11 protein-coding genes are annotated in these 12,403 nt (G+C 35.5%); all 11 read right to left on the bottom strand.

Annotated elements, in window-relative coordinates; genetic code table 11:
- Positions 1-9: 9 nt before the first annotated feature.
- The 11 genes from ftsZ to rsmH all read right to left on the bottom strand — a co-directional run bounded on the left by ftsZ (position 10) and on the right by rsmH (position 12,392).
- A complete protein-coding gene (ftsZ, locus tag P6940_RS01420; protein ID WP_028257398.1) occupies positions 10-1,026 on the bottom strand; it encodes a cell division protein FtsZ in 1,017 nt (338 codons plus the stop codon).
- Between the two features lie 191 nt (positions 1,027-1,217).
- Complete coding sequence (locus tag P6940_RS01425; RefSeq protein WP_277292971.1) at positions 1,218-2,147, bottom strand: cell division protein FtsQ/DivIB; 930 nt, start codon at positions 2,145-2,147, stop codon at positions 1,218-1,220.
- A 15-nt stretch (positions 2,148-2,162) separates the two neighbouring features.
- Entirely contained in the window at positions 2,163-3,095 is a 933-nt protein-coding gene (locus tag P6940_RS01430; protein WP_277293050.1) for a D-alanine--D-alanine ligase, read from the bottom strand.
- On the bottom strand, positions 3,095-4,477 hold the full coding sequence (murC, locus tag P6940_RS01435; protein WP_277292972.1) for a UDP-N-acetylmuramate--L-alanine ligase: 1,383 nt from the start codon (positions 4,475-4,477) through the stop codon (positions 3,095-3,097). Before murC ends, P6940_RS01430 begins: the two co-directional genes overlap by 1 nt.
- A 19-nt stretch (positions 4,478-4,496) precedes the next feature.
- Entirely contained in the window at positions 4,497-5,603 is a 1,107-nt protein-coding gene (murG, locus tag P6940_RS01440; RefSeq protein ID WP_277292973.1) for an undecaprenyldiphospho-muramoylpentapeptide beta-N-acetylglucosaminyltransferase, read from the bottom strand.
- Positions 5,604-5,609: 6 nt separating this feature from the next.
- Positions 5,610-6,974, bottom strand: coding sequence for a UDP-N-acetylmuramoyl-L-alanine--D-glutamate ligase (murD, locus tag P6940_RS01445; protein ID WP_277292974.1), 1,365 nt, complete (start codon positions 6,972-6,974; stop codon positions 5,610-5,612).
- Positions 6,975-7,101: 127 nt separating this feature from the next.
- Positions 7,102-8,079: a phospho-N-acetylmuramoyl-pentapeptide-transferase gene (mraY, locus tag P6940_RS01450; RefSeq protein ID WP_423839093.1), complete on the bottom strand. Its 978-nt coding sequence runs from the start codon at positions 8,077-8,079 to the stop codon at positions 7,102-7,104.
- A 20-nt stretch (positions 8,080-8,099) separates the two neighbouring features.
- On the bottom strand, positions 8,100-9,485 hold the full coding sequence (locus tag P6940_RS01455) for a UDP-N-acetylmuramoyl-tripeptide--D-alanyl-D-alanine ligase (RefSeq protein ID WP_277292975.1): 1,386 nt from the start codon (positions 9,483-9,485) through the stop codon (positions 8,100-8,102).
- Position 9,486: 1 nt separating this feature from the next.
- Positions 9,487-10,971: a UDP-N-acetylmuramoyl-L-alanyl-D-glutamate--2,6-diaminopimelate ligase gene (locus P6940_RS01460; protein ID WP_277293052.1), complete on the bottom strand. Its 1,485-nt coding sequence runs from the start codon at positions 10,969-10,971 to the stop codon at positions 9,487-9,489.
- 60 nt (positions 10,972-11,031) lie between these two features.
- Complete coding sequence (locus P6940_RS01465; RefSeq protein ID WP_277292976.1) at positions 11,032-11,439, bottom strand: septum formation initiator family protein; 408 nt, start codon at positions 11,437-11,439, stop codon at positions 11,032-11,034.
- Positions 11,440-11,459: 20 nt separating this feature from the next.
- Positions 11,460-12,392, bottom strand: coding sequence for a 16S rRNA (cytosine(1402)-N(4))-methyltransferase RsmH (gene rsmH / locus P6940_RS01470; RefSeq protein ID WP_277292977.1), 933 nt, complete (start codon positions 12,390-12,392; stop codon positions 11,460-11,462).
- Positions 12,393-12,403 lie beyond the last annotated feature (11 nt).

The following is a 12,403-nucleotide window of genomic DNA, read 5'->3' on the forward strand; positions in this document are numbered from 1 at the left end:
GTATACACATTATCGTTTCATGAAAACTGGAATATCAGGTCCACCAGATGGAGCTGAGAAAGATTTTTTGCCAAATTCTGGAACGGATCGGTTTGTTCCTCCAAAGCCTGTTGCCACTACAGTAATTTGTACTTTATCACCTAAATTATCATCAATAACAGAACCAAAGATGATATTCGCATCAGGATCTGTTGCTTCAGAAATAATTTCAGCGGCTTCATTAATTTCAAATAAACTCAAATTACTACTACCACTAATATTTAGTAAAATGCCTTTAGCACCATCAATAGATGTTTCTAATAATGGACTATTAATAGCCATTTTTGCAGCATCAGCAGCACGATTTTCACCTTCACCAATGCCAATTCCCATTAGTGCTTCACCTTGATTAGTCATAATTGATTTTACATCAGCAAAATCCAAATTAATCAATCCAGGAACGGTGATCAAATCAGAAATACCTTTAATTCCTTGACGCAATACATCATCAGCAGTACGGAATGCATCGCTTAAAGAACATTTTTTATCAACAACTTGTAGTAATTTATCATTAGGGATGACAATAATAGTATCAACTTTTTGAGTTAATAATTCCGCACCTTTATCAGCTTGCGCACGGCGACGTTTTCCTTCAAAAGAAAATGGCTTAGTCACAACACCTACTGTTAAAGCGCCCATTTCTTTAGCACATTCAGCTACTACAGGAGAAGCCCCTGTACCAGTACCGCCACCCATACCAGCAGTAACAAATACCATGTCAGCCCCTTCTAAGGCTTTCACAATTTCTTCACGACTTTCATTAGCAGCAGCTTCGCCTACTGCAGGATCCCCACCAGCGCCAAGATTTCTTGTAACCTTTTCACCAAGTTTAATTGTTTTATCCGCTTTTGATAAATCCAATACTTGACTTTCTGTATTAGCTGCAATAAATTCTACACCTTGTAAATTGCTTTCTACCATACGATTTACAGCATTATTGCCGCCACCACCAACACCAATTACTTTAATATTTGCGAAATCAGACATTGAAGTTCCTCCTCTAATGTACATACAAATTCTATATTTATAATCAATTACAAATTTTGTATAAATACAAGCTCAATCAATATTATCATTGTACAATATTTTTGAAAAACTTTCTACTACATAAAATTTCAATTATTATCTATATAGGCTTATTATACACTATTTTTATATTTCTTAAAATAAATTAATTATCATTGTTTAATAAACGGTGATGTAATATTCACATCAATATATTCTGCATTTAAATTATTGTTTTTAATATCCTGTATCATATTTTCTGAAAGTGCTGCTTTCTTTTCTAAATTTGTAGTGTCTCCAATATGAATTGGTAAGCCATCAACTGTATAGGCTACTAATTCGTTGGGATTTCCCACATTCACTTCTGCTATCTTGGATAATCCCTCATCAGATAAGGCATTTAAAAAAGTAAGGGCCGACAAAATAGACTGATTAGTTAACTTATCTCCTAGCAATACATTACCAGGCTTAATACCAGAAATAATTGGCACAGTTTCATCAGTAATTGCCGTCTCACTATTAATTGCTTGGCCGTTTTTATCAAGTGTAATAAAAGCGAACTGTGTCGTAATAATAGCTATTGGCTTTCTATCAGTTATATTGACACACATCGTCAACGGGAATTTATAAGTGATTTCTACTTTTTCCACCCGTAAATCATGACTCATTTTCTCCTTAATTGTATCTGAGCGTATTTGTAATATATTTATCGGCTCATGAATATCTGCGGCCACCAAAACATCATTGGTGGTTACTTTTTTACTGCCATTTACTTCTAAACTTCCAAACGGTATAGGTAGTAATAATAAGGCAACTATGATTATCAATATAGCAATCATAATTCTAAGAATCTTTTTCCTACGTTTATGCTTATAGCTTCTAATTTTTCTTTGTCGGATTTTCCGTTTTTCAAAGCTTGCATCATGATCAATATATTCTGGCGTATTCTCAATAGGAGTTGCACCGTCAAAATCAGATTCTCTATAAGGAAATGCCGTCCTACCTCGAAAGTCAACATATGCAGTGTCTTCTTTACTTGAAGTAAGCATTTCACCATTATCATCTCGTTTAAGAGAAAATGAATGCTTATTATTTTTATTCATAGAAAGCTCCTATCATTAGAATTTACCTAATCCTGCGGAGTATAATATTTTTTCGCACAATTCAGGGAATGCTATGCCTACTGCATTAGCCGCTTTGGGAACTAATGATGTGGATGTCATGCCAGGAATTGTATTATATTCTAATACAAATGGATCATCCTTATCATTGGTCATAATATCGACACGAATAACGCCATTAGCTTGAATTTCTTCATATACTAATTCACCAATGGCTTGCATTTGTTTTGTTAAACTATCGCTAATAGGCGCTGGCACTAAATAATCAGTAGCACCCGATGTATATTTAGATTCGTAATCATATTCTCCTGAATGAGGACGAATTTCTATAACAGCTAATGCTTTACCATCCAGTACAGATACGGTGAATTCTCGCCCTGTTAAATATTCCTCTACCACTAAAATGGGATCATATTTTATAGCTTCTTCAACCGCTGCTACTAAATCATCTGAGGACTTAACAACTGCAACGCCTATACTTGATCCTTGTGTGGCTGCTTTTACAACAACTGGTATAGTAAACTTCTCATTAATATCCGCTACAATATCAGACACTGAGATAAGATTTGCATTGTAATTGATAGATCTAGCTGTAGGAATGCCTACTCCTGAAAAAACAGCTTTACTGATTTTCTTGTTCATACCGACAGCTTGTGCCATAATACCTGATCCAGTATATGGTATACCGGCCATTTCTAATGTTCCTTGTAATGCACCATCTTCACCAAACTTACCATGTAAGGCATTAAAAACAATATCACCTTTCATTGATTTAATATCATCTAATAGTGTCGCTTCATGTAACTCCAAAATACTAGCATGATATCCTAATCCAATAAGTGCCTCTCTAATAGCCGTCCCTGTACGACGCGATACTTCTGCTTCTTTAGATGGTCCACCTACTAATACAATAATATGTTTATCTTTCATCATAATCCCTCTTCTAATAAAGCAAGTAATTTTGGTCCATATTGATTAATCGTACCTGCCCCCATAGTAATCACTAAATCATTAGGCCGTACTACATTTTTTAATATACTAGGAACATCCTCTATGTTAGAAATATAATTAACTTTACGATGACTTTCTTTTTCTATCATATTAGGAATAGAATGTCCATCAATACCTGGAATAGGTTCTTCGCCAGCACTATAAATATCTGTCATATAAATTTCATCAGCTGCATTAAAAGCACGAGCAAATTCCTTGAGTAATAAACTAGTGCGCGTAAATCTATGAGGTTGAAATACACAAATAACACGATGTTTCTCTAATTCTTTCGCGGCCTTCAAGGTAGCTTCAATTTCTGTTGGGTGATGTGCATAATCATCCACCACCCATACTCCAGCTACATGACCTTTGGTTTCAAATCTACGTTTAGCGCCTATAAATTTAGAAAGTGCTTTTTGAATCACTGTGATATCAACACCATACACCACATGAGCCACTACAAAGGCTGCCAAAGAATTTAATACATTATGTTTACCTGGAACACGCAATCGTATACGAGCTACAGTCACATTATCATGGACTACATCATACATGAGTGTACTATCCACATAATGAATATTTTTAGCTATATATGCATTATGTTCACTCATTCCATAGGTAATAAAATCTCGTTGCACCTTAGGCATAACATGTTGAATATTAGGATTATCTCCGCAAACTATTGCCTGTCCTGATCTAGGTAATTTTTCTATAAACTTACAAAATGCCTGAAGCAAATTATCCATAGTTCCATAATAGTCCATATGATCATTTTCTATATTAGTAATAACAATTGTTTGTGGATTTAATTTTAGAAATGACCCATCACTTTCATCAGCTTCTGCAATACTAATATCTCCCCTCCCTAATCGACTACTAGCATTGTCAAGATAGTCAACTTGTCCGCCAATAATAATAGTAGGATCAAGATTTGCTTCACAAAATATTTGCCCTAACATAGATGTAGTTGTAGTCTTACCATGAGCCCCTGCGACAGCAATTCCCTTTGTTACATCTATAACAGCTTTAACAATATCTGATCGATGTAAAATTGGAATACCTGCTTGTTTAGCAGCCACAATTTCAGGATTATCATCATGAATTGCTGTTGAACGAACTACTGCATCTACTCCATCTATATATGATGCATCATGTCCAATATGAATAGTAGCCCCCATACTTCTAAACTTATCAATAATGGGAGACTCTTTAATATCAGAGCCTGTTACATCATAGCCTTTACAAATTAATATGTTGGCAATTGCATTCATACCTGAACCAGCAATGCCAATTAAATGTATTTTATGAATACCATCTAACATAGATGTCTCTCCTATCTAATTATTTAGCAATTTCTAATACCAGCTTAGCAATATCATGAGCTGCTGTTGGTCTACCAAGCTCTAATGCGGCTTTAGACATATTCTTTAATCTATGTGAATCTGCCATACATGATTCTATTTCACTAATCAAATCCTGATTACTTAACATTTTATCAACAATCATGCGTGCAGCACCATGCTTAACTAATATTCTAGCATTATAAGTTTGATGATCTTCTGCAGCATACGGATAAGGAATTAAAATAGATGGAATACCACGTACGGTTAATTCTGCTAATCCAACGGCGCCAGCTCTAAACACTGCCAAATCTGCTGCTGCTAACGCTTTTGGCATATCATGCAAGTATGGCAGAATAATAGAAGAGCTACTGAAACTATTTCCCTCTGTAATATGCAAGGCTTGCATAACATTCTGATATTCACTATTACCAGTAATATGTATTAATTTAATACCATCTCGATTTTTAAAATGTTTATGTACATCAATCATAGCCGTATTAATAGTTCTTGCACCTCTAGAACCTCCTGCTATAATAACAGCAAATTCATCATCTTGCAAATTAAAGTACTTACGTCCTTCTTCACGAGTATCAACAAGAATTTCTGGACGAACAGGATTCCCGGTATAAACGACTCGCTTACAGCGAGAAAAAGAAGTACTTGCTTCTTTATACCCTACTGCTACTACGTCAACAAAACGACTTAGTATTTTATTTGTAATACCTGCTATAACATTCTGTTCTTGAATCAATGTAGGAATTTTTTTTAATGCGGCAGCCAACAAAATAGGCCCGCATACATATCCACCAGTCCCGATTACCACATCAGGCTTAAATTTTTCTATAATTACAAATGCTTTTAGAACTGACAAAACAGATTTAACACCTGTAACGATTGTGCCCCATGAAAGCTTACGTTGTAACCCTTGTACAGGTAAGGTTTTAAAATTAATTCCCTCTTTAGGAACTAAGTCAGCTTCTAAGCCTTTCTCAGTACCAATATATAAAACCTCGACATCTGCCATAGCCATCAGTTCTTTATAAATAGTAATGGCCGGATATATATGTCCACCTGTGCCACCGCCTGAAATAATAATACGTTTCATTCTGTATCACCCCTGCTGTGCTAATCTCATTACTTCACGTTTAAAATCATCGCCTCGTTCTTCAAAACAAGAATACCAATCAAAACTAGAACACGCTGGTGATAATAATACAACGTCATTAGGCACAGCTAATTTTTGTCCTAATTCAATCGCTTCTCGCATAGAATTAACACGGTAGATTGATAACACACCTGCTTCTCGAGCTGATTGTTCGAATCTATCCGCAGCTTCCCCCATCAATAGTAATGCTTTAGTTTTACACTTAATCAAATCCATCAAATCATGCAGTGGTGTCATTTTGTCATGACCGCCTGCTAATAATATAACTGGCGCTGTAAACGATTGAAGTGCTTTAATCACAGAGTCTACATTAGTAGCTTTAGAATCATTATAATATGTAACCTCATGAATAACGGCAACTTTTTCCAACCGATGTTCTACCCCTGAAAATTGGCTAATCACATTATAAAGAATGTCTTTTGTCACTCCTAATGCATACGTCAATGCAATAACACTCAATATATTTTCAATATTATGAGCCCCTGGGATTAAAATGTGTGAAACATCTATAATTGCTTCTTCTATGCCATTAGAAACTGCATAACAAACACCATTTGCATAGTATGCGCCATTATATACTTTCTGCTTTTGACTAATATATAATATAATTCCGTCTGCCTCATCTTCCATAGCTTTAACAATCATATCGTCTGCATTTAAGACGAGATAATCATGATTATCTTGGTTCTTAAATATATTAGCTTTTGCCTTAGCATACGCTTCAAGTGTTTTATGACGCGCTAAATGATCAGGGGTAACATTTAACACAATAGCACCATGTGCTCGAAATTCTTCCACACTTTCTAATTGATAACTGGATAATTCAGCTATTAAGTATCCATCCGATGGTACTCGATACGCCGCCTCACTTAAAGACTTTCCAATATTGCCACCCACATATACATGAGGGTTAACGGCTTTCATAACATCGGCTAACAAAGTAGTAGTTGTCGTCTTACCATTTGTTCCTGTGACGCCCAAGATAGGGGCTTTCGAAATATGATATGCTAGATCAACCTCTCCAATAATAGGAATATGACGACGTCGTGCTTCTACTAAAATAGGAATAGATAAAGAAATCCCTGGAGAAACAATAATTTGATCTATATCACATAATAAATTATTATCTTGCGAACCAGTGATAATTGTAACCCCCGCGTTCAATAATTGTGTTTCTATATCTGCCTCTAGTTTAATAGAAGTATAATCATTTAATACTACATGTGCACCTAACATGGCTGCTATATGAGCTGCTCCTATCCCACTAGTGCCAGCTCCTAATACTAAAATATGTTTATCACGATACTCCATTTTATCACCTTATATGTATGTGTATCTAAACTATATCTAACATACACCAGTATGATGTACATTAGATATATTTCAGATATAAAACCAATGTTCAACTTTCTATATCATCATACATCATATCATTTTATTATTTTATAAAATAGATACATAAACTAATTAATGCGAGAATACCCCCAGCAATCCAAAATCTATTAACCACTTTCTGTTCCGTCCATCCAGACAGTTCAAAATGATGATGAATTGGACTCATTTTAAAGACGCGAACGCCTCTCGTTTTAAATGATATGACCTGAATAATCACAGATAATGCTTCTGCCACAAATACACCGCCTAGAATAATTAAAAGCAATTCAGTTTTCGTCATAATAGCCATACCTGCAAAAGCAGCACCCAACGCCAATGATCCTGTATCGCCCATAAATACTTTTGCTGGATTACTATTAAATACTAGAAAGCCTAAGCATACAGCACAAATGATAGCACCAAAATAGGAAATTTCTATTTTATCATATAGCAAGCCTATCACAGCATACGCAATAGCCGTTATAGCCGCCGTACCAGCTGCCAAACCATCTAGTCCATCAGTTAAATTAACAGCATTCGAAGTACCCACAATAACAACAAAAGCCAATACATAGTATAAGAATCCAATATTTATAGTAACATTAGCTAAAGGAATCCACAAGGTTGTGGGCAATACTATATATTGAGTTACTACATAGCAAAAAATACCGGCCAAAATAATTTGACCTAATAGTTTCTGTTTCGCTGTTAATCCTAAGTTTCTTTTTTTTACTGATTTTACAAAATCATCAAAAAAGCCTAGTGCACAATGGCCTAATATAAGTAGTAGTAAAATAGCTGTCGTTGCTGTCCACGGAGAAAAAATAAGTACGCTAATGGTAAGTGAAAGCATCATAAATAAGCCGCCCATAGTTGGTGTGCCAGCTTTAGATTGATGGCTCTTAGGTCCTTCTTCGCGTATACTTTGTTGTGCATGTAATTTTTTCAACAGCGGAATCGATACTTTTCCAATACCAATCGTTATTATCAATGTTACTACGAATGCAACTACTACTGATGTTAATATATCTGAGCTAAGCATGATACGTCTCCTACTATTTCTTATTCATTATATGAAACTTTATTATTTCTATATTTATCTTGTATATGAGTAATTACTTTCTCCATTGCTAATCCACGAGATCCTTTAACTAAAATAATGTCTCCTTTCTTATGCAATGGCCAATAAGCATTCCCCATATCCACATGATTCAAGCAGTGCCATGAAGGAATACCCAAAGAATCTGTTATTCTACTAATAAAGGAAGATGCATTTCCTAGTGTAAATACCATATCATACCCTTCATCTGCTAGCAACTGTCCTATAGCCTCATGTGCTTCTTTCGTATAGTTACCTAATTCTAGCATATCTCCTAGCATAGCAATTTTCCGTTTTCCTTCCAATTGTCCTAGTGCCTTAATTGATTCCGCCATAGATGATGGATTCGCATTATACGCATCGTTTAAAACAACTATATCATCTAATGGAATAATCTCTTGTCGCATCGCCATGCCAGTAAAAGTAGAAAATGCTTTTTTTATTTTACCTGTCGCAACACCTAATACTCTTGCTACAGCAATAGTTGCTAACGCATTATAAACATTATGAACTCCAATCATTGGTAAAAAGATATCAAACACGTCATCATAACATTTGCAAGTGAATTTAATGCCGTCTTTTTTATAAGATATATGGCTCCCACGTACAGTAGACGTGCCTTCTAGTCCATAAGTAATCGTTTTTCCTTTTACATCAGAAGACATGGCTTTTACCAACACATCATCTTCATTTAATATAGCAATACCCGTACTAGGTAAATGCCTAATCAATTCACCTTTTGCTTGTGCTATCATTTCTTGAGAACCCAAAAGTTCAATATGACTCGTTCCCACATTCGTAATAATACCGATAGTTGGTTCTGCAATCGAAGCTAATTCTTCAATTTGTCCTAATCCACGCATGCCCATTTCTACAATACAAACTTCATGAGAACCGGTCAACTCCAACAAAGTCATAGGCAAGCCGATTTCATTATTAAAATTTTTTTCCGTTTTCAATACATTAAATTGACTGCTAAGTACAGCACCTAACATTTCTTTAGTAGTCGTCTTACCGGATGAGCCCGTAATTGCTATAACAGGGATCGAGAACCGTTGTCTATGAAACCTTGCCAAATCTTGATAGGCACGCAATGTATCTTCTACTTCAATACAAAGAAAATCATCAATGCCCTTTCCTTTTTGAACGATAGCTCCTATGGCACCAGCTTTTTTAGCCTCTATCAAAAAATCATGTCCATCAAAATTATTTCCTTGTAAAGCAACGAACAAAGAATGAGATACAATTTTTCTAGTATCTGTAACAACAGTTGAAAATGTTACCGATTCACATCCTTGGCATAAGCCATTAACTGCTGTTATAACTTCTTGCAATGTAAATTGAGCCATATTATTTCTCCTTAAGAGCTATGCGAGCTTCTTCTCGATCATCAAAATGAATTGTTCCTTCATTTAATATTTGATAATTCTCATGTCCCTTTCCGGCAATAATAACCACATCTCCATTTTGAGCCATAGCAATGGCTGTTTGAATAGCTTGCCGTCGATCTGCAACAACTCGATACGAAGTACCTTCTCTCAAATTATTTTTAACACCCACTTCTACATCTTTCAAAATTTTCTCAGGATTTTCTGTACGAGGATTATCAGAAGTAACTATAATAACATCCCCATATTGAGCAGCAATTTTTCCCATAATAGGACGTTTTGTAGTATCCCGATCACCACCACAGCCAAATACAACAATAATATGATGTTGTACTATCTTTTTAGCAGTTTGTAAAATATTTTCTAATCCGTCAGGAGTATGCGCATAATCAACGACTACAGCAAATGGTTGTCCTTCTTCAATTAACTCAAATCTCCCTGGCACTGAGGAAAAACTAGATAAGGCTGTATCAATTTCTTCAAATGAAAGTCCTTCATATAAACATGCACCAATAGCAGCTAATGTATTATATACATTAAACAATCCTGTTGTATTAATCGTCACTGGGTATTCGCGATTATTATAAGAAATCGTATATGTTAAAGATTTAGCAGTCATAGCAATATCTTTAGCATTTAGACTGCCTTTTCCACATGTACTATACGTTATAATAGGTGCTGTTGTTTTGTCAACAACACGACATCCATAAGGATCATCGATATTAATAACGGCTCCTTTATTACTTTTATATTGATTATCCGCACTTACTTGCTCAAACAATTTACATTTAGCCGCCAAATAATTTTCAAATGTTTTATGAAAGTCTAAATGATCTTGTGTCAAATTAGTAAATACTGCTGTATCATATTCGACACCTGCCACACGACCTAATGCTAACGCATGAGAGGATACTTCCATAACGCAATGTGTGACTCCCTCCCGTACCATTTGTGCCAATATATGTTGTAAATCCACCACATCTGGAGTTGTATTATGAATTGGATATGATGTGTCACCAATAAGTATATGAACTGTACCAATAACACCAACTTTATACCCCTTTGCTCGCAAAATATGCGCAATCATATGCGTTGTCGTAGTTTTTCCATTAGTCCCAGTAACACCTATCATACGCATTGATAATGCTGGATAATCAAAAAAAGCTGGTACACATCCCATCATAGCTTGTCGTGTGTCCTCAACACGAATGATGGTAACATCTCCAACAACTGCAACATCTTTAGATACCAACAATGCACTTGCACCAGCATCTACGGCTTGTTGTGCATAACTATGCCCATCTACTGTGGACCCATCTAAACAAATAAATAACGATCCCTTTTCTACTTGTCTCGAATCGGCAGTAATATCTGATATTTCTATATCAATATTACCTTTAACATCTATAGGATTGATAAATTGAAGTAGTTCTTTAATTGTTTTCATCATGCACTCTCATTTCTTTACATAATAGAAGCAGCCCCACACTGGGAGCTGCTCACCTAATTAATCTACAATCTGCTGCGTCTTTTTTGTATTGCGTTCCGTAGTAGTATATTTACTATTATATACGAATCTATTAGGCAAAACCATTCCTAATGTATCTTGTGCAATTTTTTGAATTCGTGTTGGCGACTTTAATGTAGCCACTTCAACTTCTAACGCTTCTTGTTGTTTTGTTAATTCTATCACATTGTTTTGTAATTTAACCACATCATACCCTGAGGCAACGGATAAAGATCGCAAGAAAAGAATGGCTCCCAGGAAACACCCTATAAGTATTAGAATAGGAATAGTCCGTTTCATTGTCGGTGTAAGATCCAATATAAACGAGTTATTTTGTCTGGCTCCAATCACACCACGCGGTGCATATATACTTGTCTTCGTATCCCCAAATGCCTTTCTTGCTAACATATCTTTTCCACCTATCTACTTTACAATTTTTCTGCTACTCGTAGCTTAGCGCTACGTGCTCTCGGATTTAATTCAACTTCATTCTGACTCGGTACAATCGCCTTATTTTTAACTTTTATCACCGCTTTATGATGACATACACATATAGGTAGTTCAGGTGGACAAATACATCCTGTACTCATTTCTTTAAATGTTTGTTTAGTAATCCTATCTTCTAACGAATGAAATGTAATAACCCCTATACGTCCCCCTGTATGCAGCATAGATATGGCATCTACAAAACTATCATGCAATATATCTAATTCTCTATTTACTTCTATGCGTATTGCTTGAAAAGTACGTTTTGCTGGATGTGGGCCATCTTGTCTAGCCTTTGCAGGAATTGCTCTTTTTATAATATCTACTAATTCACTAGTTCTAGTAATGTTATGATGATTTCTAGCTTCTACAATAAACTGAGCAATACGTTTCGCCCATCGTTCCTCTCCATAGTCACGTAAAATACGATGTAGTTCCTCTACTGGATATTCATTAACTATCTGTTCAGCAGTAATTTGATTGTTTATATCCATGCGCATATCTAATGGGCCATCATGCATATAGGAAAACCCTCGTTCTGGCGTATCTAATTGATAACTAGAAACCCCTAAATCAAAAACAAATCCATTAACCTTCTCAATTCCATGTTCCATTAAAGATCTCTTTAAATCGCTAAAATTAGAGGCAATTGTCATCGTTCTACATGCTAAATCAGATAAACGTTCTTTAGCTACACGAAGTGCTACTATATCTTGATCCAATCCTATCAGCATTCCCTTATTCGATAATCGCTCTCCTATAGCATGAGCATGTCCAGCGCCACCTAGTGTACAGTCCACATATATACCATCAGGATTAGTGACAACTGAATCAACAGTTTCTTTTAACAATACACTGGTATGTCTAAATTCCAAAATATTGCCTC

Origin of the sequence: Veillonella montpellierensis, from assembly GCF_947090115.1 — a bacterium.
GTDB classification, from domain to species: domain Bacteria; phylum Bacillota; class Negativicutes; order Veillonellales; family Veillonellaceae; genus Veillonella; species Veillonella montpellierensis.

Excerpts from the sequence above, each read along its gene's own strand:
- P6940_RS01425 (WP_277292971.1), bottom strand. The coding sequence starts at position 2,147 with ATGAATAAAAATAATAAGCATTCATTTTCTCTTAAACGAGATGATAAT.
- murD (WP_277292974.1), bottom strand. The coding sequence starts at position 6,974 with ATGGAGTATCGTGATAAACATATTTTAGTATTAGGAGCTGGCACTAGT.
- murC (WP_277292972.1), bottom strand. The coding sequence starts at position 4,477 with ATGTTAGATGGTATTCATAAAATACATTTAATTGGCATTGCTGGTTCA.
- P6940_RS01465 (WP_277292976.1), bottom strand. The coding sequence starts at position 11,439 with ATGTTAGCAAGAAAGGCATTTGGGGATACGAAGACAAGTATATATGCA.
- murG (WP_277292973.1), bottom strand. The coding sequence starts at position 5,603 with ATGAAACGTATTATTATTTCAGGCGGTGGCACAGGTGGACATATATAT.
- mraY (WP_423839093.1), bottom strand. The coding sequence starts at position 8,079 with ATGCTTAGCTCAGATATATTAACATCAGTAGTAGTTGCATTCGTAGTA.
- P6940_RS01430 (WP_277293050.1), bottom strand. The coding sequence starts at position 3,095 with ATGAAAGATAAACATATTATTGTATTAGTAGGTGGACCATCTAAAGAA.
- P6940_RS01455 (WP_277292975.1), bottom strand. The coding sequence starts at position 9,485 with ATGGCTCAATTTACATTGCAAGAAGTTATAACAGCAGTTAATGGCTTA.
- ftsZ (WP_028257398.1), bottom strand. The coding sequence starts at position 1,026 with ATGTCTGATTTCGCAAATATTAAAGTAATTGGTGTTGGTGGTGGCGGC.
- P6940_RS01460 (WP_277293052.1), bottom strand. The coding sequence starts at position 10,971 with ATGAAAACAATTAAAGAACTACTTCAATTTATCAATCCTATAGATGTT.